At 66.1% G+C, this 21,078-nt stretch carries 21 protein-coding genes; 10 read left to right on the top strand and 11 right to left on the bottom strand.

Features of this window, described 5'->3' with window-relative positions:
- The first annotated feature begins 103 nt into the window (after positions 1-103).
- Positions 104-931: an EAL domain-containing protein gene (locus M3A49_RS10315; RefSeq protein ID WP_266228583.1), complete on the top strand. Its 828-nt coding sequence runs from the start codon at positions 104-106 to the stop codon at positions 929-931.
- Between the two features lie 42 nt (positions 932-973).
- On the opposite strand, the gene murB is transcribed toward M3A49_RS10315, so the two are convergent.
- Entirely contained in the window at positions 974-2,020 is a 1,047-nt protein-coding gene (murB, locus tag M3A49_RS10310) for a UDP-N-acetylmuramate dehydrogenase (RefSeq protein WP_266228582.1), read from the bottom strand.
- Positions 2,021-2,298: 278 nt separating this feature from the next.
- Here murB and M3A49_RS10305 point away from each other — a divergent pair, with 278 nt between their 5' ends.
- Positions 2,299-2,784, top strand: a complete 486-nt coding sequence (locus M3A49_RS10305) for a YajQ family cyclic di-GMP-binding protein (RefSeq protein WP_266228581.1) — start codon at positions 2,299-2,301, stop codon at positions 2,782-2,784.
- Between the two features lie 75 nt (positions 2,785-2,859).
- Here the strand turns inward: M3A49_RS10305 and M3A49_RS10300 are convergent, their stop codons facing one another.
- The 7 genes from M3A49_RS10300 to queG form a co-directional block, all read right to left on the bottom strand.
- A complete protein-coding gene (locus M3A49_RS10300; protein ID WP_254352358.1) occupies positions 2,860-3,348 on the bottom strand; it encodes an SRPBCC family protein in 489 nt (162 codons plus the stop codon).
- Entirely contained in the window at positions 3,341-3,664 is a 324-nt protein-coding gene (locus M3A49_RS10295; protein ID WP_266228580.1) for an ArsR/SmtB family transcription factor, read from the bottom strand. The genes M3A49_RS10300 and M3A49_RS10295 overlap by 8 nt, the downstream gene beginning before the upstream one ends.
- Before the next feature lie 80 nt (positions 3,665-3,744).
- A complete protein-coding gene (plsY, locus tag M3A49_RS10290) occupies positions 3,745-4,365 on the bottom strand; it encodes a glycerol-3-phosphate 1-O-acyltransferase PlsY (RefSeq protein ID WP_266228677.1) in 621 nt (206 codons plus the stop codon).
- 210 nt (positions 4,366-4,575) lie between these two features.
- On the bottom strand, positions 4,576-5,067 hold the full coding sequence (gene ybaK, locus M3A49_RS10285) for a Cys-tRNA(Pro) deacylase (RefSeq protein ID WP_266228579.1): 492 nt from the start codon (positions 5,065-5,067) through the stop codon (positions 4,576-4,578).
- Positions 5,068-5,122: 55 nt separating this feature from the next.
- Complete coding sequence (gene xerD, locus M3A49_RS10280; protein WP_266228676.1) at positions 5,123-6,094, bottom strand: site-specific tyrosine recombinase XerD; 972 nt, start codon at positions 6,092-6,094, stop codon at positions 5,123-5,125.
- A 10-nt stretch (positions 6,095-6,104) separates the two neighbouring features.
- The gene (locus M3A49_RS10275; protein WP_266228675.1) at positions 6,105-6,590 is read right to left on the bottom strand and encodes a methylated-DNA--[protein]-cysteine S-methyltransferase; all 486 of its coding nucleotides are present in this window, start codon (positions 6,588-6,590) and stop codon (positions 6,105-6,107) included.
- Positions 6,591-6,706: 116 nt separating this feature from the next.
- A complete protein-coding gene (gene queG / locus M3A49_RS10270) occupies positions 6,707-7,963 on the bottom strand; it encodes a tRNA epoxyqueuosine(34) reductase QueG (RefSeq protein WP_266228578.1) in 1,257 nt (418 codons plus the stop codon).
- A 146-nt stretch (positions 7,964-8,109) separates the two neighbouring features.
- Here queG and tsaE point away from each other — a divergent pair, with 146 nt between their 5' ends.
- Together tsaE and M3A49_RS10260 are read left to right on the top strand one after the other, a co-directional pair.
- Positions 8,110-8,688 (top strand): tRNA (adenosine(37)-N6)-threonylcarbamoyltransferase complex ATPase subunit type 1 TsaE, encoded by a 579-nt coding sequence (gene tsaE / locus M3A49_RS10265; RefSeq protein WP_266228577.1) that lies wholly within the window; start codon positions 8,110-8,112, stop codon positions 8,686-8,688.
- The gene (locus M3A49_RS10260; protein WP_266228576.1) at positions 8,670-10,229 is read left to right on the top strand and encodes an N-acetylmuramoyl-L-alanine amidase; all 1,560 of its coding nucleotides are present in this window, start codon (positions 8,670-8,672) and stop codon (positions 10,227-10,229) included. The genes tsaE and M3A49_RS10260 overlap by 19 nt, the downstream gene beginning before the upstream one ends.
- An 84-nt stretch (positions 10,230-10,313) precedes the next feature.
- Here the strand turns inward: M3A49_RS10260 and M3A49_RS10255 are convergent, their stop codons facing one another.
- Positions 10,314-11,222 carry an EamA family transporter gene (locus M3A49_RS10255; protein WP_266228575.1) on the bottom strand — a complete coding sequence of 303 codons (909 nt, stop codon included), beginning with the start codon at positions 11,220-11,222 and terminating at the stop codon, positions 10,314-10,316.
- A 220-nt stretch (positions 11,223-11,442) separates the two neighbouring features.
- Between M3A49_RS10255 and M3A49_RS10250 the strand changes: the two genes are divergently transcribed.
- On the top strand, positions 11,443-12,324 hold the full coding sequence (locus M3A49_RS10250) for a pirin family protein (protein ID WP_266228574.1): 882 nt from the start codon (positions 11,443-11,445) through the stop codon (positions 12,322-12,324).
- An 84-nt stretch (positions 12,325-12,408) separates the two neighbouring features.
- Positions 12,409-13,257 (top strand): thioredoxin, encoded by an 849-nt coding sequence (gene trxA, locus M3A49_RS10245; protein WP_254352365.1) that lies wholly within the window; start codon positions 12,409-12,411, stop codon positions 13,255-13,257.
- Positions 13,258-13,321: 64 nt separating this feature from the next.
- On the opposite strand, the gene M3A49_RS10240 is transcribed toward trxA, so the two are convergent.
- A complete protein-coding gene (locus M3A49_RS10240; protein ID WP_416338944.1) occupies positions 13,322-14,860 on the bottom strand; it encodes a mannose-1-phosphate guanylyltransferase/mannose-6-phosphate isomerase in 1,539 nt (512 codons plus the stop codon).
- Positions 14,861-15,590: 730 nt separating this feature from the next.
- Here M3A49_RS10240 and M3A49_RS10235 point away from each other — a divergent pair.
- On the top strand, positions 15,591-16,325 hold the full coding sequence (locus M3A49_RS10235) for a Crp/Fnr family transcriptional regulator (protein WP_254352366.1): 735 nt from the start codon (positions 15,591-15,593) through the stop codon (positions 16,323-16,325).
- Between the two features lie 91 nt (positions 16,326-16,416).
- Here the strand turns inward: M3A49_RS10235 and tcdA are convergent, their stop codons facing one another.
- On the bottom strand, positions 16,417-17,289 hold the full coding sequence (gene tcdA, locus M3A49_RS10230) for a tRNA cyclic N6-threonylcarbamoyladenosine(37) synthase TcdA (protein WP_266228573.1): 873 nt from the start codon (positions 17,287-17,289) through the stop codon (positions 16,417-16,419).
- A gap of 180 nt (positions 17,290-17,469) precedes the next feature.
- Here tcdA and pdxH point away from each other — a divergent pair, with 180 nt between their 5' ends.
- The 3 genes from pdxH to M3A49_RS10215 all read left to right on the top strand — a co-directional run bounded on the left by pdxH (position 17,470) and on the right by M3A49_RS10215 (position 21,054).
- Positions 17,470-18,111 (top strand): pyridoxamine 5'-phosphate oxidase, encoded by a 642-nt coding sequence (pdxH, locus tag M3A49_RS10225; protein ID WP_254352367.1) that lies wholly within the window; start codon positions 17,470-17,472, stop codon positions 18,109-18,111.
- A 193-nt stretch (positions 18,112-18,304) separates the two neighbouring features.
- Entirely contained in the window at positions 18,305-19,519 is a 1,215-nt protein-coding gene (locus M3A49_RS10220; protein ID WP_266228572.1) for an SAM-dependent methyltransferase, read from the top strand.
- A gap of 119 nt (positions 19,520-19,638) precedes the next feature.
- Positions 19,639-21,054, top strand: a complete 1,416-nt coding sequence (locus M3A49_RS10215; RefSeq protein ID WP_266228571.1) for a DUF72 domain-containing protein — start codon at positions 19,639-19,641, stop codon at positions 21,052-21,054.
- The last annotated feature ends 24 nt before the right edge of the window (positions 21,055-21,078 follow it).

Here is a 21,078-nt window from a genome sequence, read left to right as displayed (position 1 = left end):
ACAGTCCATCCGGCGCGGCTGCGGGCTGCTACCATCGGGTCATGCGACCCCGTGTGGGGCTCTCGCTTTTCACCCGCTTTCACCCGCTTCCCGCTACATCACCATGATTGCTCCCACCATTCCCGAGCTCGTTGCCCGCGCCGCCGACCATCCGTTTCTCGGCGAGCACCTGGCGATGGGCACTGGCGCTCATGCCAAAGAGGCCGTGGCGCGGCGGCGCGGCGTGGAGCTATTGAGCGCCTACGAGCCGATTTACGACATCAGCGTGCACAGCGGGGCGCAGTCGCTCACAGCCGATCTCGCGATGGCCTCACGCTTTGGCGATGAACTCGGCTTTCAGGCGGTCACGCTGCGCGAACAGGACGGCTTGCTCGCGCCCTGCGACGCATTCAGCGACACGCTCGACGATCCCGACCTCGTCGCGGTCGACCGCATGGTGCGCGCGCTGCACGCCATCAATTTTCTGGGTGGCCAGCAGCACGGGCTACTCTTCCTGCGTGTGCACGAGCGGCTCCTGAAGAGCGTGAAGTACGACCATGGAAGGCATTTCTCGAACGTGCTGGTGTCGTTCGGGCTCAACCCCGGGCGCATCGTGATCGAGCTGCCGGCGGCGGCGGTCGCGCACCGCACCTTTCTCGGCTATCTCACGAAGAGCTATCAGCGGTACGGGTTCAAGGTGGCGGGCAATCTGCCCAATGCCGGGCAGATTCTTTCGGTGTCGGACGTGCCTCGGCCCGACTTCGTGAAGATGGATGCGGCGTCCGCGCTGCGCGATTCGATGGTGAAGCCGCTCGTGAGCTACGCGGCGCGGCTGCGCATTCCGCTCATTTTCAACCGCGTGACCGATGCGGCGCAGTTCGAGCAGTTGCAGCAATACGACGTGCGCTTCGTGCAGGGGCCGGTGTTCGCGGCCCAGGACAAGGTGATTTGAGGGTGTGATGCAAGCGCGGCGCCGGGCGGCGCCTGAGAGGCCTTAGAGGCTGACGGGTTCCTGCTCCAGCTCCACGCCGAAGCGCGCGAGCACGTCGCGCTGGATCGCCGCTGCGAGTTCGAGAATGTCAGCGCCGGTTGCGCCGCCGCGATTGACGAGCACGAGCGCCTGACGCTCATGCACCGCCGCCGCGCGCAGCGCGCGGCCCTTCCAGCCGCACCGGTCGATCATCCAGCCCGCCGCGAGCTTCACGCGCCCGTCGGCCTGCTGGTACGAAACGATCTGCGGCTCGCGCACGACGAGCGTATCGAACTGCTGCGCTTCGATCACGGGATTCTTGAAGAAACTGCCCGCGTTGCCGAGTTCGAGCGGGTCAGGCAGCTTCGCGCGCCGCACCGCGACCACGGCGTCGAACACGGCGCGCGCATGCGGCGTCTCGCCGGCGTTGTGCTGCGCCAGCTCGCGCACGAGGTCGGCATAGCCCGCGTTGGGTTGCCAGGCCTTCGGCAGGCGGAACGTGACCGAGGTAATGACGAAGCGATCGCGCCCTTCGCGCTTGAAGAAGCTGTCGCGGTAACCGAAGCGGCAGGCGGCCGCGTCGAACTCCACGGCTTTGCCCGTCGCCATCTCGATGGCCCGCACCGCCACACAGCGCTCGGCCATCTCGAGCCCGTAGGCGCCGATATTCTGGATGGGCGCCGCGCCCACCGTGCCCGGAATCAGCGCCAGATTCTCGAGGCCCGGCATGCCCGCTTCGAGCGTCCAGGACACAAAATCGTGCCAGTTCTCGCCCGCGGCCGCTTCCACGTACCAGGCGTGACCGTCTTCGTAGGCGACGCGCTTGCCGGCCAGCGCCATGAGCAGCACGAGACCGTCGAAATCGCGCGTGAGCACGACGTTGCTGCCGCCGCCCAGCACGAGCGTGCGCAAGCCCTGGGCGCGCGGATCGCGCACAGCAGCGGCGAGGTCGGTCTCGCTTTCGACCCGGCACGCGTAGCGCGCGCGCACGTCGAAGCCGAACGTGTTGTGCGCGCGCAGCGCAAAGCCGGCGGCAAACCACGTCGTGACGGGCGTTTGGATGACGGGCATCGAGGAAGAACGGAACATGGACAGCAGACGAAAAATGGCCGGAAAGGCCGCCGGCGGGCACCTGCGCACCACGGACTCGCCACCGGGCGGCGGCAAGCCGCCTTGGGCAAACGCAACAGCGCCGGTAGAATGGCGTCGGTCCGTGATTATAGCGAGTGCGCGAACCGCTGCCTGAAAATGCGTCGGCGGGCCGCGGAATACGGCTGCGACCCGCGGGCATTTAGCTTGCATAGCTTTTGCATCGCCGTTTGCGCACCTCGTACTTTTGGGAGAAAGCAATGCCATCGTTTGACGTCGTCAGCGAAGCCAACATGATCGAAGTAAAGAACGCCGTGGAGCAATCCAACAAGGAAATCTCCACGCGCTTCGACTTCAAGGGCTCGGATTCGCGCGTCGAGCAAAAGGAGCGCGAGCTGACCGCGTTCGCCGACGACGACTTCAAGCTCGGCCAGGTGAAGGACGTGCTGGTGTCGAAAATGGCCAAGCGCAATGTGGACGTGCGCTTCCTCGACTACGGCAAGGTCGAGAAGATCGGCGGCGACAAGGTCAAGCAGGTCATCACCGTGAAAAAGGGTGTGTCGGGCGACCTCGCGAAGAAGATCGTCAAGCTCGTGAAGGACAGCAAGATCAAGGTCCAGGCCAGCATCCAGGGCGACGCGGTGCGCGTAACGGGCACCAAGCGCGACGACCTGCAAAGCGTGATCGCCATGCTGCGCAAAGACGTGACCGACACGCCGCTCGACTTCAACAACTTCCGCGATTAAAGCGGCAAGTCCATCGCATGGCGGGGCGGCTCGAGCCGCCCCGTTTCATTTAACACGCCCCGCTTTTGCTCGTGCTCAGTCCGCCGTCACCACGAGCGGCATGAGCACTTCGCCGGTTTCCAGCAGGGTCTTGAGGTTCGAGAGGATGCGCGGCCAGCCGCCCGACACCTTTTCGATGAAGATCGATCCCGCCCGCGCCATGCTGTGCGTTATCGTGAGCTTGACCGCGTGCTCAACGGGCTCGATGTCGATCGTGCAGTGCGAATCGCCCTCGGCATGGAGTTCGGCCAGGAACATGTTGCGCCAGCGCAGCACGAGCCGGCGCGGGGGATCGGATTCGACCACCGCGCCCGAGTCGGCAATCCGGCCGTCGGCGAAGCGCAGCGACCAGGGCGAACCCGTTTGCCAGTCGCATTCGTGATGCATGCCGAACCAGTAGCGCTCGGTGAACTCGCGGCTCGTGAGCGCCGTCCACAACGCCTGCGGCGTGGTGCGGATGAACGTGACGTAGACGAACGTCGAGTCGCCGGCGGCGCTGCCTTGCGTGTGCTTGTCGCTACTCATGACTGTCTCCTTCGAGTGATCGCTTGAGGTCGACGAGCGCGCCCACGCGCTCGTGCTCGAACTTGCCGATCCAGCGCGCGGCAATCTCGCCGATGGGCACCGGATTGATGAAATGCCGCTTCTCGCGCCCATGCCACTGCGTCGCGACGAGATTCGCCTCTTCCAGCACGGCGAGATGCTTCGTGACCGCCTGGCGCGAGATGGCCAGCCCCTCGCATAAATCGGTCAGCGTCTGGCCGTTTTTCGCATGGAGGCGGTCGAGCAGTTGACGGCGGCTCGCGTCCGCCAGCGCGCGGAATACGGCGTCGTCGTTCATGCATTGATTATGCAACCGTATGGTTGCATGTCAAGGTGAAAAAACGGCGCCGCAGCGCCGTCCTCTCCCGTCGCACCGGCCTACTTGCTGGCGCCCGCCGCCTTCTTCTCGCCGATGCGGCTTTCCTTGCCCGCGATGAGCTTGGAGATGTTCGCGCGATGCCGCCAGAACAGCAGCACGCTCATGGCGAGGATGGCGAGCGCGACGATGCGCGGGCCGAACATGAACACGTAGTAGAGCGGCGCGAACACGGCGGCGGCCAGCGCCGCGAGCGACGAGTAGCGCGTGAAAAACGCGACGATGAGCCAGGTGGCGAGCGTGGCGACTCCGAGAATCGGATTCACGGCGAGCAGGACGCCGGCCGCCGTGGCGACGCCCTTGCCGCCCTTGAAGCGGAAGAACACCGGATACAGGTGGCCGAGGAACACGGCGATCGCGGCAAGCGCGACGGCGACGTCGCCCAGACCGTAACGCGGGCCGAAGTGCGCGACGAGCCAGACGGCCAGCCAGCCCTTGAACGCGTCGCCGATCAGCGTGAGGATCGCGGCCTTCTTGTTGCCGCTGCGCAGCACGTTGGTCGCGCCGGGATTGCCGGAGCCGTAGGAGCGCGGATCGTCGAGGCCCATGAAGGCGCTCACGATCACGGCGAACGAAACCGAGCCGATCAGATAGGCGAGAACGGCGACGAACAGGTTGTACATGCACGAAACCCGGAGGAAGTGGAACGATGCGCGCCGGGCGGTAGCGATGGTCATCGCCGCCCGGCAACGCGCGACGGCGCTCATTCTACCGAAGCGCGGGCGCGCCCTGCCCGCAGCGGCGGCACAACCACGCACAAACCAGGGTAATCAGGGAAGCAACGGGAATTGAGGGGCGGACCCGCTCAGCGAGCGTCGCGCGGTATTCAACCGTTATTCGACGCTCGCGCACTGCACCGGCTTCGCGTTCAGGAGCGTCGTGAGCACCGCGGGGGCGAGGCGCACGAGGTAGCCGCGACGGCCGCCGTTGAGCCAGATCTCGTCGAGTTCGAGTATGGTCGATTCGACATACACTGGCATGGCTTTCTTCGTGCCGAAGGGCGACGTGCCGCCCACCAGGTACCCCGAATGACGGTTCGCGACTTCGGGCTTGCACGGCTCGATGCGTTTCGCGCCGATCTGCCGCGCGAGATTCTTCGTCGACACCTTGCGGTCGCCATGCATGAGGACGATGAGCGGCTTCGCGTTTTCGTCCTCCATCACGAGCGTCTTGACGACGCGATGCTCATCCACGCCGAGCTGGCGCGCGGACTCTTCCGTGCCGCCGTGTTCGACATACTCGTAGGGATGCTCGCCGAATGCGACGCCCGCGCGGCGCAGCATCTGCGTGGCGGGCGTTTCGGACACGTGTTTCGTTTTGCTCATCGGCGCATTGTAATCGCACGCTTTGCAACAACTGCGCCAAACGCGTTTGCCAGGGTCAGCCGCGCGGATGATGCTTCGCGTGCAACAGCCGCAGCCGCTCGCGCGCGACGTGCGTATAGATCTGCGTGGTCGAGATGTCGCTGTGGCCGAGCAGAAGCTGCACGACCCGCAAATCGGCGCCGTGATTGAGGAGGTGCGTGGCGAACGCGTGGCGCATCGTGTGCGGCGAAAGTGGCGCATGGACACCGGCCGCCGCCGCGTGGCGCTTGATGATGTGCCAGAACTGCTGGCGCGTCATGCCTTCGGCGCGCGCGGTCACGAAGAGCGCGTCGGTCGTGCGTGCGCCGAGCAGCGCCGGCCGCGCCTCGCGCAGGTAGCGCTCGATCCACGCGTGCGCCTCCTCGCCGAACGGAATGAGCCGCTCTTTCGAGCCCTTGCCGAGCACGCGCACGACGCCTTCGTTCAAGCCCACCTCGACCGTCTTGAGCGTGACGAGTTCGGTCACGCGCAGGCCGCTCGCGTACATTAGTTCCAGCATCGTGCGATCGCGCAGGCCGAGTGGCGTCTCGACATCGGGCGCGCCCAGCAGCGCCTCGACCTGCGCCTCGCTCAAGGTAGACGGAAAGCGCGGCGCCTGTTTCGCCGAGCGGATGCGCACGGTCGGGTCCGAATGCACGCGCTGCTCGCGCAGCGCCCAGCCGTAGTAGCGCCGAAACACCGAAAGGCGCCGGTTCGCTGAGGTGGATTTATCGTCCTTGCGGCGCGCGCTGTAGGCGAGCAAGTCGTCTTCGTGGGTCGTATCGAGCGCATTGGAGCGCTCGCGCGCGAGCCATTGCGCGAAGAGGCGCAGATCGCGCCGGTAGGCGTCGAGCGTGTTGCGCGAGAGGCCATGCTCGAGCCACATGGCGTCGCAGAACGTGTCGATGGCGGTGAGGCTCGACGCAAGCGCTTCGGTCGCGGCGGGGTCGAGCGCCTGCTCCGTTTCGTCGGCAGCGTCGCTTGCGGCAAGCGGCGGATTCGTCGTCATCGTCATCGTGTTATCGCAGCTCAAATCGGTTCGACGTGCATTCGTGGGCGAGCAGCCAGCGCTTCACGTCGCGAAAGAAGCCTTCGCCGCCGTGATGCGCGAAACCGCCGAGACCGCTCGCCGACACCACGCGATGACACGGAATCACGAGCGGAAAGGGATTGTCGCCGCACGCCTGGCCCACGGCGCGCGGGCTGACGCCGCCAATGCGCTTCGCGAGTTCGCCGTAGGTGAGGACTTCCCCCGCCTCGATTGCGCAGATGCCATCCCACACACGCCGCTGGAATTCGGTGCCGAGCGGTGCGAGCGGCAGGTCGAAGCCGGCGTCGGCGTTCTCGAAATACTGGCCGATCTGCCCGGCCGCGCGCGCGGCGAGTTCGCAATCGGGCTCGACGCTCGCCGTGTGCCGCGGCAGATAGACGATCTCGCGCAGCGCTTGCCCGACGGTACGGATGCCGACCTTGCCGAACGGCGCGTCGATCACTGCGTTGAACATCGTCGTCTCCTTCGCGCGCGAATGTTGCACGCCATGGTGCCGCGTTGTGCGCGCGATTTCCAGCGCGCCGTCGTTCAGTTTCATGTCCATGCCAGCCTCCGCGGTGTCCATTTGCGTCAAGCCGCCTCCAGCGCCCAAAGCACGTGCTCGCGCACGACGGCCGACGCGTCATGCTCGCGCTCGCGCAGCGCCTTCACGATCGCAGCGCGCGCGGCGCCGCCATCGTTGCTCGAGGCCTCACGCGTTGCGCGCAGCGCATTGCCCATTGCCACCGCGATATTGCGCGACCAGCTCTCGTAGCCGATGCGCCGTATCGCGCTGCCCTGCATGCGCTCGTCGAACTGCGCCGCACTCCAGCCGAACAGGTCGACGAGGCTCGCGCGATCGAGCCCATGACGCACGTCGAAATCGGCGACGGGCGCGGCCTTCGCGAATTTGTTCCATGGGCACACGAGCTGGCAGTCGTCGCAGCCATACACACGATTGCCGATCAGCTCGCGCAGTTCCAGGGGAATACTGCCCTTGAGCTCGATCGTGAGATAGGAGATGCAGCGGCGCGCATCCACGCGATACGGCCCGGTGATCGCCCCCGTTGGGCACGCGTCGATGCAGCGCGTGCAACTGCCGCAATGTGCGCCCGGCGTTTCCGGTGCGGCGCTGGCTGGGTCGTCGGCGTCGGTGGGCAGCGGCACGTCCACGTAGATCTCGCCGAGAAAGAAGAGCGAGCCCGCGTCGCGCTGCAGCAGCAGCGTGTGCTTGCCGCGCCAGCCCACGCCCGCCTTCTGCGCAAGCTCGACTTCGAGCACCGGCGCGGAGTCGGTGAACACGCGAAAACCGAACTGGCCGATCTCGCCCTCGATGCGCTCGGCAAGCTGCTGGAGCCGCGCGCGCAACACCTTGTGATAGTCGCGGCCGCGCGCGTAAATCGACACGACGGCGGCATGCGGGTCGGCGAGGCGCGCGTGCTCGCGCAGACGCCAGTCGGCGTGAACGCTCTCGTGGGCAACGTTCGTGCCAGCGCTCTCGCTGCGATCCGGGCCGCCTTGCGAAGCACTTTCGTGCGTCTTTCCCGCTGCATTCGGCGCGAGCGTATCGATGGGCAAATAGGCCATGCGTGCGGTGATCACGCGTCGCGTGCCGGCCACAAGCTCGGCGGGCCGCGCGCGTTTCATCCCATGTTTGGCCATATAATCCATCTCGCCGTGGCAGCCTGCTTCGAGCCACGCGGCGAGGCCCGCCTCGGCATGGGAAAGGTCGGTGTCACTGATACCGATCGCACCGAACCCCAGCTCGCGCCCCCACGTCCGGATGCGCGCCGCGAGCGCGGCGAGCGCTGCCTCATCGAGCAGCGTGGCCTGCTCGACGGCCGGCACAGACGACTCTCGCGGCGCGTCAGTTCGAGCATGCGCTTGAGCACACGCCTGAGCGGACGTTGGGTCGAGCGCCTCCGAAGACGCGCGCGCATCCTGCGCGGAGTTGGAAGGGGAGTGCGTGGGGTTCATTACGCCATTTTACGAGAATGCCCGACACGCCCGGTCACGACCACGCGCCGCTTTTGCTTGATCCATCCGCCGCCGTTCTCCTCGAACGCCGTTTCGACCTTGCAGACGCCGACGCCACCGACGCCTTCGGCGCACGCTTTGCGCACGCGCTCGACTCGCTGCGCGCGAATCATGTGGAAAACCACGACGCACCGCCCTTTCACGGCCTGCACGTGCAACTGCATGGCGACCTCGGCGCGGGCAAGACCTCGCTCGTGCGCGCCACGTTGCGCGCGCTCGGCCACGCGGGCCGCGTGCGCAGCCCCACCTACACGCTCGTCGAACCGTACACGGTCGCAACGCCCTGTGGGGAACTCCAGCTTTATCACTTCGATCTGTACCGTTTCAGCGATCCGGCCGAATGGGCCGACTCGGGCTTTCGCGAATATTTCGCGCAAGATGCGGTGTGCCTCGTCGAATGGCCGCAACGCGCGGGCGGCCTGCTGGGCGTACCCGATCTCGTGTTCTCGCTGGAGCCGGATGCAAGCGGCGAAGGCCGCGTGCTCACCGCCTACGCATACAGCGCATCAGGAAAGGCATGTCTAGAAAGATGTTAATCAAACCATTCCGCTCGATCGAATCGGCCGCCACCGCCACGCACAACTGGCGTCGCCGGCAGATTCTGAAGGCGGGCGCCTCCACGCTCGTGCTCGGTCTTGCCGTGCCGCGCCTCGCGTGGGCCACTTCGGTCGTCGGCGTGCGGGTATGGCCCGCGCGCGACTACACCCGCGTCACCATCGAATCGGACCAGCCGCTGCAGAACACGCAGCAACTGCTGCAGGGCCCCGATCGGCTCGTCGTCGATCTCACCGGACTCGATCTCGACGACGCGCTCAAGAACCTCGTCTCCAAGATCACGCCGAACGATCCGCAGATCCAGGCCGTGCGCGTGGGCCAGTACCAGCCGCATGTGGTGCGCATGGTGTTCGACCTCAAGGGCGGGGTGAAGCCCCAGGTGTTCACTCTTGCCCCTATCGGCTCGTACAAGTACCGGCTCGTGTTCGACCTCTACCCGGCGGTCGCGCCCGACCCGCTCATGGACCTGCTGGCGCAAACCGAGCACAAGCAGCAGCAGCTCGACGCGCACGAAGCGATGAAGGACAGCGCGCCGCCCTCCACGCCGCCCACGCTCGCCGGTCCCAATGCCGGAATCGGCGCGCCGCCCGCGCACGACAACAGCGACGCATTTTTCGAGCGCTACGCGCAGAACGACGCGGGCGCCTCGCCCGGCACGCCACGTTCCGCGCCCCCCGTCGTTGCGCCGCGTCCGCCGAGGCCTGCCGCGCCGAAGCCGCCTGTGGTCGCCCAGCGCAACAACGACGACGACAACGCCAGCGCCGACGACAACTACGGCTTCACCACGCCGAAGTCCACCAGGGGCGGCACCACGCGCCTGTTGACGGTCGCGATCGATCCGGGCCACGGCGGCGAGGACCCGGGCGCGATCGGCAGCGCGGGCACGTACGAGAAGCACGTCGCGCTCGACATCGCGAAGAAGCTGCGCGCGAAAATCGACGCCCAGCCCAACATGCGCGCGATGATGACGCGCGACGCCGACTTCTTCGTGCCGCTGAACGTACGCGTGCAGAAGGCGCGCCGCGTGGGCGCGGACCTGTTCGTCTCGATCCACGCCGATGCGTTCACGACGCCCGAGGCGCGCGGCTCGTCGGTGTTCGCGCTGTCGGAGCACGGCGCGACGAGCGCCGCGGCGCGCTGGATGGCGAACAAGGAAAACGCGTCGGATCAGATCGGCGGCATCAGCGTGCAGACGGCCGACGCCGCCGTGAACCGCGCGCTCTTCGACATGTCGACGACGGCGCAGATCCGCGACTCGCTGCGTTACGGCGGCTTCGTGCTCAACGAGGTCGGCGAGATCAACAAGCTGCACAAGGGCTCGGTCGAGCAGGCGGCCTTCGCGGTGCTCAAGGCGCCTGACATTCCGTCGATCCTCGTGGAGACGGCCTTCATCAGCAATCCCGAAGAAGAGACCAAGCTCAACGACGACGCCTATCGCGACAAGATGGCGAACGCAGTTCTCAAGGGCATCAAGCGCTATTTCGCGGCCAATCCGCCGCTTGCGAAGAGCCGCATGACCTGAGTGCCGTGTGAGGCGTCCGGCGGCTTCAGAAACGCCGCGCAAGCCTTCGGGCTCGCGCGGCGTTTTTCATCTGGAGTGCAGGCTTTACGAGCGCACGGCCCCGAGGCGCTGCTTGACCCAGCCCCCGAACACGTTGACGGCGAGGCCGCCCATCACGAGCACGGCGCCGCCGATCTCGGCCGCGCTCAACTGCTCGCCGAGCAGCAGCGACGCCGAGGCAAGCCCGACAATCGGCACGAGCAGCGAGAACGGCGCCACCTGGCTTGCGGGATACTTCGAGAGCAGGCGGCTCCAGAGGCTATAGCCGATGAGCGTCGCCACGAACGCGAGATAGACGATCGCGCCCACCGACGTCATGCCGATGCCCGAGAGCGCGGCCACGATGCGCTGCGGGCCTTCCATCCAGTACGAGAGCACGAGAAACGGCAGCGGCGGCACGAGGCTCGCCCACACCACGAGGCCGACGAGGTCCACCTTGCCCACCTTTTTCGTGACGATATTGCCGAGCGCCCACATGCAGGCCGCACACAGCGTGAGCACGAAACCGGCGATGGTCATGCCTTGCGCACTGTTGCCCGCTGTGCCCCCCATCGACTGCACGCCGATCAGCGCGAGACCGCCCGCGGCGATCAACAGGCCGATGACGTTCTGCGCGTGAAAGCGCTCACGCAGAAATACCGCGGCAAAACCGAGCGTGAAGAACGCCTGCGCCTGCAGCACGACCGAAGCGAGGCCCGCGGGCATGCCCACGTACATTGCCGTGAAGAGGAACGCGAACTGGCCGAGCGAGATGGTCGCGCCGTAGGCCAGCAGCCAGCGCAGCGGCATCCGCGGGCGCTTCACGAACAGCACCGCGGGGAACGCCGCCAGCATGAAGCGCAGCGCGCCGAGCAGGAGTGGCGGCACGCCGTGCAGCCCCACCTTGATCACGACGAAATTCACGCCCCACGCTAGCACCACCACCAGCGCGAGCAACAAGTCCTTCGGCGACATCCCCTCTCTCCTCTTTTGCGTCATGCCTCTTCTTCGAAGCGGCGATCTTACCGCCTCGCGCCGCGGCGCGCCGAGCCGCCAGCGCCGAGCCCCTGGGTTGGCCGCACGCCGGGAAAGCCGGCGTTAGAATGAGCGCCAGCCTCGCGCGCGGCCTGTCCGCGCGCCGATTTCGCCCACTAGTTGGCCCACAGCGTGCCGTACGACTCACCCAGGAAGCAACATGTCCTCATCGATCAGAGCGGTTCTCAAGCCTCATCAACGCGACATCGGCAATCTCTATGTGCGGCGCGTGCTGCCCGCGCTCGCCGCACGCCTCGTCGGCCCGTTCATCTTTTTCGACCACATGGGGCCCGCCACGCTCGCGCCGGGCTCGGGCGTGGATGTGCGTCCGCACCCGCATATCGGGCTCGCGACGGTCACCTATCTTTTCGACGGCGCGCTCATGCATCGCGACAGCATCGGTTCCAGCCAGAAGATCGTGCCCGGCGACGTGAACTGGATGACGGCCGGGCGCGGCATCGTCCACTCCGAGCGCACGCCCGACGAGGACCGCGCCACCGGCCTCACCATGCACGGCATCCAGACCTGGGTGGCGCTGCCGCTCGATCACGAAGACGCCCAGCCGTCGTTCTTCCATCACGCCGCCGCCACGCTGCCCGAAATCGAGCGCAACGGCGTCACGATGCGCGTGATCGCCGGCACGGCGTTCGGCGCCACCTCGCCGGTCGAGACCTTTTCCGGCACGCTGTACGTCGCCGCAGATTTCGCGCCGGGCAGCGCATTCGCGCTCGACGCGGAGCACGAAGAGCGCGGCGTGTATCTCGTGGAAGGCGATCTCGCGATCGACGGCACCCCGCTCGAACAGCACACCATGGCCGTGCTGGTGCCGGGCGAAACCGTCACGCTCTCGAGCGCAAATGGGGCACGCGTGATGCTGCTCGGCGGGGAAAAGCTCGAAGGCGAGCGCTTCATCGAATGGAACTTCGTGGCAAGCTCGCGCGAGAAGATCGAAGCCGCGAAAGAAGCCTGGACGCGCCAGGAAATGGGGCATGTTCCCGGCGAAACGGAATGGATTCCGCTGCCGGAAAAGAAGCCGCGCTAACGGCTCGCCGCTTTCAGAGGATGATTGAAACCCGGGCGTTTCGTCCCCAACTAGCGGCATAACGCTTATCTCAACGAGGACGCAATGGACACCACTCTCGCCACTTTCGAAAAAGACGTGATCGAAGCGTCGGCGCTCGCGCCGGTGCTGGTCGACTTCTGGGCGCCCTGGTGCGGCCCTTGCAAGAGCCTCGGCCCGATGCTCGAAAAGCTCGAGGCCGACTACGCGGGCAAATGGAAGCTCGTGAAGGTGAACGTCGACGAGAACCAGGAACTCGCCGCGCACTTCGGCGTGCGCAGCATTCCGCACGTCGTGGCATTCGCAGACCGCCAGGCGGTCGATCAGTTCGTGGGCGTGCTGCCCGAAGGCCAGCTACGCCAGTTCCTCGACGGCCTGATCCCCGACGGCGCCGACGCCGCGCGCCAGGCCGCACAGGAAGCGCTGGCCGAGGGCCGCCGCGACGAAGCCTATGAAGCGCTGCAGGCCGCACTCGCGTTCGATCCGGGCAACGACGAAGTGCGCATGGACCTGATCGAGATGCTGCTCGCCGACAACCGCGCCGACGACGCGCAAAAGGCAGTCGAGCTGCTCTCGCCCAAGACCACACAGGGCATCGACGCGCGCTTTAACGCGCTGAAGACGCGCCTCGACGCGCTCGACGCCGCCGCCGACCTGCCGCCCACCGACGCGCTCGAAGCCCAGGTCGCCGCCAATCCCGGCGACCTCGAAGCGCGCTTCGATCTGGCGAGCGCGCTGATCGCGCGGCACAAGTACGCGGGCGCGCTCGAGCATCTGCTGGAGATCGTGAAGCGCGACCGCGCCTTTCGCGACGACGTGGGCCGCAAGACCATGCTTTCCGTGTTCGATCTCGCGGCGCATCAGCCGCAGCTCGTGAGCGAGTGGCGACGCAAGCTGAGCGCGACGCTGAACTGATATTGGGCACGCTGAGGACGCCGCGCGCGTCCTCGCGTTACAGCCTCGCCTTACGTTCAGTCAGCTATGCCTGCTGAACACGACCGTACTGGTCGTCGAAGCGCACGATGTCGTCCTCGCCGAGATAACAGCCCGACTGCACCTCGATGATCTCGAGCGCCGTCTTGCCTGGATTCTCGAGCCGGTGCGTCATGCCAAGCGGGATATAGGTCGATTCGTTTTCGGAAAGCAGGAGCACCTCGTCGCCACGCGTGACACGCGCCGTGCCGCGCACCACGGTCCAGTGCTCCGCGCGGTGGTGATGCATCTGCAGCGAAAGCCGGCCACCCGGCTTGACAACAATGCGCTTGACCTGAAAGCGCTCGCCCTGATCGACCGAGTCGTACCAGCCCCACGGGCGCTCCACGCGCCGGTGCTGCCGGGCCACCTCACTGTGCTGCGCCTTGAGCTTTGCAACCACCGCCTTGACGTCCTGAACGCGGTCCTTCGCGACAACGAGCACGGCATCCGCCGTCTCGACCACCACCATGCCCCGCACGCCCACGCAGGCAACGAGCCGGCCGTCCGAATGAACGAAGGTGTCCGCCGCATCCTCGAACAGCACGCGCCCGCGCGCGACGTTGCCATTCTCGTCCTTCTCCGAGACCTGCCACAGGGCATCCCACGCCCCGACGTCCGACCAGCCCGAACGAAGCGGCACAACCACGCCCGCGAGCCGCGCGTTCACGCCGACCGACTCCATCACCGCGTAGTCGATCGAATCGGACGGACAGGAGGCGAGCGCATCGCGGTTCAAGTGGACGGTGCCGTCAGCGTCGACGGAGGCATTTTGGAATGCCGCCGCGCACTGCGCCGCGATGAGCGGCCGGCTGTGCGCGATCGCCGCGAGCCAGACCGATGCGCGCACAACGAAAATCCCGCTGTTCCAAAGATAGTTCCCCGAAGCAACATAGCTTGCAGCGCGCTCGGCATCGGGCTTCTCCACAAAATGCTCGATGCTGCGCGCTCCGCTGCTGCCAAGCGGCAAACCCGCGCCGATGTAGCCGTAGCCCGTTTCGGCACGCTGCGGCGGCACGCCAAGTGTGACGATGGCGCCGCGCGCCGCGTGCGCCACGGCTTCCTCGAGCGCGGCGGCAAACGCGGCGCCATCGGCGATCAGATGGTCGGCGGGCATGGCAACGAGCACGGGATCGCCGTCGCCGCTGGCGGCAAGCGCGACCGCCGTCAGCGCGGGCGCCGTGTTGCGCGCGAGCGGTTCGAGCACGAAGCGAGCGGCCATGCCACTGCGACCGAGACGGTCAGCGGTCAGATGGCGCAAGTCCTCGCTGCTCACGACGAATGGCGCAGCCTTGCGAACCGCGGTGTGCGCTTCTGGCAATGCGGCGCCGGCGTGCAGGAACACGCCATCGAGGCGCCGTACAGTCGCCTCGAGCAGCGATTCGCCATCGAGCAGATCGATTAGTTGCTTGGGACAGTGCTCGCGAGAAAGCGGCCATAGCCGCGTGCCGGAACCGCCCGCCAGCACAACGGGCTGAACGATGAGTTCGGCGTCACCCTCGCTCATCGCGGCTAGCAGGCCGGCAGATGCCACATCGTTGTTCATTCAAGTCACTCCACCGAAGTCATGCACCGAGTCTCGTTATCGGTTCGCGTACAGGTGACATTTGAACAATACGCATCGCGCGAATCTGTACGCGCAACCACATTGATCGCACGGGCGGTCAGGAAATTTTTCTTTGGGACGCAGGCGCAGTCATCGTTATGTGCGGCAACGCACGAAGCGCGAAGACGGCCACGCAATGTGATGTTTCACATCCGAACGTTTTTGCGACAGTGTCGGTGGCCCCCCAACAGAACTGAATCAAAACCGCGTCGCTTCAAAGGGAGGCGCACAACGCGTTCAAGACGATGGCCCAACGATGTTTCAGCAAGGACTCATTTCCGGGCATCCGCGCGCGGAGCGAAAGTAGTCATATAAATCAATGGGTTGGCGACATCAAACTCTAGCGACTTCGCAAACGGCGCCGCGCTGGCGCTGTACAAAACTGAAACAATAATGCGGCTTTGCGTCGCCCCGGAAATAACTCGCGCCGCGCAGAGCCGCAAGCGTCCTCACTTTCGCGGCTGCTGGCATAACCCCTGCTAAGTAGAGTTCACCACACAGGCGTCGATGCCGACAATCGAGATCGCAAAACGCTAATGGGGCTTATGGGGCTTATGGGGCCGGCGCAACGAACGAATAGCCGTACGGGTAACGGCGATAACAAAAAGTTCGGCAGCCGGAAACAGAAAAAACAGGAGGCGGCATACGCCGCTTTACGCGAGGACCGATCATGTTGACCCTTCAATCCGATCTGCACGGCAATCATCTGCTTGGCGCACTTCCGTCAAACGAGTGGCAGGCATTGGCGCCGCATCTCGAACTTGTTCAACTACGCACTGAACAGCTGCTCTGCGATTGCGGCCAGCGTATTCATCACGTTTATTTTCCGACGACCGCTGTCATCTCGATGCTCACGACAATGGAAGACGGCAGTTCCGTCGAAATTGCAGCCGTGGGCCGGGAAGGCATGACTGGCGTACCGGTGCTGACCGGTGGCGAAACAATGCCGAACCGCGTGCAAGTGCAAAGCTCGGGCTTCGCCTATCGCATCAGCGCACAGGCTCTCAAGCAGCAGTTTGCGCGCTCGGACCTCCTGCGTCGCATTACGCTGCTTTACATGCATGCACTGCTCACGCAGGTCGCACAGACGGCCGCCTGCAACCGGCACCACTCGCTGAGCAAGCAGCTGTGCCGGTGGCTGCTGATCGAAGTGGACCGCGTCGACTCGAACGATCTGAGCGTGACGCAGCAACTGATCGCCGACATGCTCGGCGTGCGCCGCGAAGGCGTCACGGAAGCAGCCGGCAAGCTGCATGACGAAGGTCTGATCCATCACAGCCGCGGCAAGATCCGCGTACTCGACCGCAAGCGCCTCGAAGCGCGCGCATGCGAGTGCTACGGTCTCGTACGCCGCGAGTTCGATCGCCTGCTGCCGCGTCTGCACGAAGCGGAAGCGGTCGAATAAGGCGACCGACGCGCGCCGTTCGTTCGCTTTCCAGTGCTATACGAAAGCGTGCCTTATCAGGCACGCTTTCTTGCGTTCTTGCCGCCCGGCTTCAACGCCCGCTGGCTTGATGCGCCAATGCGCGCAGCACATACGAAGCCGCCGCGAAACCAAAGCTCGCAGTCACACACACGCTCGAACCGAAACCCGCGCAGTTCAGCCCAACCGGACCGTGATGACCCGGCGACGTGGTGACGTGCTCGGCTTCGGCGTCGATATCGCACACGGCCGCCTCGGGATAGGTCAGCGGCTCGTCCGAATACACAGCGCTCACCTTGAATTTCGCCTTAGGCCCGCGCGGAAAGCCATGCTGCTTGCGCAACTGGCCGCGCACCTTGGAGAGCAGCGGATCCTGGATCGTCAGCGCGAGGTCGTCGATGCGAATGCGCGTTGGGTCAAGCTGCCCGCCCGCGCCGCCCACCGTGATGAGCGGCACGCGGTGCTCCACGCACCAGGCGATCAGCGCGGTCTTGGTGCGCACGCTGTCGATGGCGTCGATCACGTAGTCGAAGCCGCCGCCCAGCAACGCGTCAAAGTTCGACGGCTCGACGAAATCCTCGACGAGACGCACGTCGCAGGCCGGGTCGATGAGCTTGATGCGCTCGGCCATGGCCTCGACCTTGGGCTTGCCGTAGTTGCCGTCGAGCGCGTGGATCTGGCGATTGGTGTTGCTTTCGGCCACGTTGTCGAGGTCGATCAGCGTGAGCTTGCCGATCGCGCTGCGCGCGAGCGCCTCGGCGGCCCATGAGCCCACGCCGCCAATGCCGATTACGGCAACGTGGGCGCGCTCGAACGCATCGAGCGCCGGTGCGCCATAAAGCCGCGCGATTCCGCCGAATCGGCGGCCGCGGTCGGCAACATCGTCAGCAGGGCTCGGGGTAAGATCGACGGAGCCGGCGGCAGGGGAAATCGGAGTACTGGACATGACGGTAGGCAATCGTAAGCGGACCGGTCGCACGCTGCTGTCGCGGTCCTCACAGGACCCGTATTTTGCCTGATCTCGCCGAACGAGGCCGGGCGCCCCTGGCCGGGCGCCCCTAGCCGGGCGCCCCTATTTCCTCGCCTGTTCGATATACTTGTCCGTATTGAAGCGTCTGCCTAAAAGATGACCTCCCTCGCCGATCTCCGCAAGACCTACTCGCTCGGCTCCCTCGACGCCGCCGACGTCGATCCCGATCCGATCCGCCAGTTCCAGACCTGGTTCGCCCAGGCGCTCGACGCCAAGCTGCCCGAGCCCAACGCCATGACGGTCGCCACGGTCGACGCACAGGGCCGCCCCGCCGCGCGCATCCTGCTCATCAAGGGCGTGGACGAGCGCGGCTTCGTGTTCTTCACGAACTACGAAAGCCGCAAGGGCCGCGAGCTGGGTGCGAATCCGCATGCGGCACTGCTCTTTCACTGGATCGAGCTGGAGCGCCAGGTCCGCATCGAGGGTAAGGTCGAACTCACGAGCGCCGAGGAGAGCGACGCCTACTTCAACTCGCGCCCGCTCGGCTCGCGCATTGGCGCGTGGGCATCGGAGCAAAGCACAGTGATCGCGAACCGCGAGACGCTCGAAGCCCGCGAGCGCGAAATCGCCGCGCAGTATGGCGAAGCGCCGCCGCGCCCGCCGCACTGGGGCGGCTACCGGCTGGTGCCGGAGGCCATCGAGTTCTGGCAGGGCCGCCCGTCGCGTCTGCACGACCGCATCCGCTACACGCGTGAGCGCGCGGGCGCGGCCTGGCAAATCGAGCGTCTCGCGCCCTGAGTGCACGCGCGCGGCGTAACGCATGTTCCGCACTTACCGCACTTGGGCCGCGCCCACCGGGTTTGCGTCTCACCGCTTTCGTTGCACATCGTTCAGTAGCTCGCTGTTGCCATAACGCTGTCGCCAAAAACCTGCATCGCAATTCGCTTTTGTCATTGGGCTTCAATCGTTCATCTGACACGGAGAGAAACGCATGTTCTGGGAGAAAAAACTCGCACAGTGGGTGGAAGAAGTGCGCAGCAAGGCCGACTTGCCCGCCCGCCTCGTGCTCTGGAGCGGGCAGCAATACGACTTCGGCCACTTCGCCGCGCCTCAGGTCACGCTCAAGGTCAATAGCGCGTCGGCGCTGCCGCTCCTGCTCACGCCGAGCCTCGACAACCTCGGCGAGGCCTACGTGAAGGGCAAGATCGACATAGAAGGCAAGCTCGCCGACATCATCAACATCAGCTATTCGCTCGCGCGCAACACCGTCACGAGCGCCGGCAAGCTTGCGCGCGTGCGCCGCTATTTCACGCATTCGAAGTCCACGGACAAGCGGGCCATCCAGTACCACTACGACGTCTCGAACGAGTTCTACAAGCTCTGGCTCGACGAGAACTTGGTCTATTCGTGCGCGTACTTCGAAAACGGCGACGAAGACCTCGCCACCGCCCAGCTCAAGAAAATCGACCACATCCTCACGAAGATCCAGGTGAAGGCGGGTCACACATTGCTCGACATCGGCTGCGGATGGGGGGCGCTCGTGCTGCGCGCGGCGCAGAAGTTCGGCGCGCGCTGCGTGGGCGTGACGCTCTCGCAGAACCAGTTCGATCTCGCGACCGCACGTGTGAAGGCGGCGGGCCTCGAAGACCGCATCGAGATCCGCCTGCAGGACTATCGCGACATCCAGGGCCAGTTCGATCGCATCACGAGCGTGGGGATGTTCGAGCACGTCGGGCGCAAGCATCTGCCGGGCTATTTCCGCAAGGTCCACGACCTGCTCGCCGACGACGGCGTCGCCATGAACCACGGCATCACCTCGTCGGACGCCGAATCGGGCGAAACGGCGCTGGGCGGCGGCGAGTTCATCGACCGCTACGTGTTCCCCGACGGCGAGCTGCCGCACATCGGCCTCGCGCTCCAGGCGGCGCAGCACGGCGGCCTCGAAGCGGTTGACGTGGAAAGCCTGCGCCGTCACTATGCGCACACGCTCGATTTGTGGGCGGAGAATTTCGAGGCGCGCGCCGAGGAAGCGAAGCAGCTCGTCGACGACGAGAAGTTCCGCATCTGGCGCGTTTATCTGGCGGGTTGCGCATACGCGTTCGAGCACGACGACGTGTCGATCTTCCAGATCGTCTGCCGCAAGGCCGGCCGCAGCGCGACAACGCTGCCGTGGTCGCGCCGGTATATGTACGAGAAGCCGCTCTGACGCAGGTGGCGGCGCGGTTCGCCGCGCCGCCAGCGTATCAACTGTTCCCGCAGTTGTGCCCGGCCCAGGCGGCTTCGCCCCACGACCGCCATCACGACCCCACTGCGCGACGCCACTGCATGAACGAACGCGACGACGGCCACGACCTGTTTGGCGATAGGACGCTTGGGCCGGCCAACGACTCCGGCCCCGACGACGCCCACCCGGGCACACGCCCGGCTGCGCGCCGCAACGCGCCGAAAGCCGAAGCCCGTGCGGAGCCGCAGCCTGACTTGTTCGGCTTTGCGGCGCCAGCGCCCACGCCTGCGACGAAGCCCGTCACGAAATCCGCCACCCAGCGCCCTACCCGCGCCATGGGCGACGACGACGCGGAAATCGAAGCACACGAAGATGGCGAGCCGCGCGAAACAAAGCCGAAAAAGCCCACGCCCAACCCCGCCGGCGCCCCGAAACGCCGTGGCTGCGGCGTGCTGCCCGCCGTAGCGACGCAAGACACGCTCGACGTCGCCGCCGCGCTGCCCGCGAGCGTGCGTCTTGGCACCTCGTCGTGGTCGTTTCCGGGCTGGCGCGGCATCGTCTATGGCGAGGACTACAGCCAGTCGAAGCTCGCCCGCGACGGCCTCTCGGCCTACGGCGCGCATCCGCTGCTGCGCTCGGTGAGCATCGACCGCTCGTTCTATGCGCCGCTCACCGTCACCGATTACCTGCGCTACGCGCAGCAGGTGCCGGAGCACTTCCGCTTCATCGTGAAGGCGCCGGCGCTCGTCACCGACGCCAGTGTGCGCGGCGAGCGTGGCGAGCCCGTTTCCGCGAACCCGTGCTTTCTGAACGCGGCGCTGGCCGCGCGCGAATTCGTCGAGCCGTGCCTCGCGGGCCTCGGCGGCAAGGCCGGCGCGCTCGTGTTCCAGTTCCCGCCGCTGCCCGACCAACTGCTGGCCGACCCGACGGCGTTCGTCGAGCGGCTCACCGCCTTCCTCGCCGCGCTGCCGCCGATGCCCCAATCAGCCGAAGCCGCCGCAGCCGGCGATGGCGCCTGCTACGCCGTCGAGATTCGCGACGCGATCCTGCTCACGCCGCGCTTCGTGCGCACGCTGCGCACCGCGGGCGTGCGCTACTGCGTGGGCCTGCACGCCCGCATGCCGGACCCGCTGCGCCAGGCCGCCGCGCTCGCGCTGATGGACGGCGAAGCCCCGGCCGGCCCGCTGATCGTGCGCTGGAGCCTGCACAGCGGCTTCAAGTACGAGCAGGCGAAGGCGCGCTACGAGCCGTTCGACAAGCTGGTGGACGAAGACCCGCATACGCGCGTCACGCTCGCGGAACTGGCCGCACGCTACGCGATGGCGGGCCAGCCCGTGCTGATCACGACGAACAACAAGGCAGAGGGATCGGCGCCGCTCACCTGCGCGAAGCTCGCGCGGGCGATTGCGGACGAGATGGAACGCTTGCGCGGGGAAATGGCGCTGGACGCCGCGCGCGACGCGACGCCGGACGAAACGCCGCCCGGCGGGCAGGAAGAAGAAGAAAAGGAAGACTGAGGCGCGCAACGGTATCGAAACCGG

Origin of the sequence: Paraburkholderia sp. CNPSo 3076 (assembly GCF_026343935.1) — a bacterium.
GTDB classification, from domain to species: Bacteria; Pseudomonadota; Gammaproteobacteria; order Burkholderiales; family Burkholderiaceae; genus Paraburkholderia; species Paraburkholderia nodosa.
Note: the sequence above shows the minus strand (reverse complement) of the source record. Positions and strands in the feature narration are given on the sequence as shown.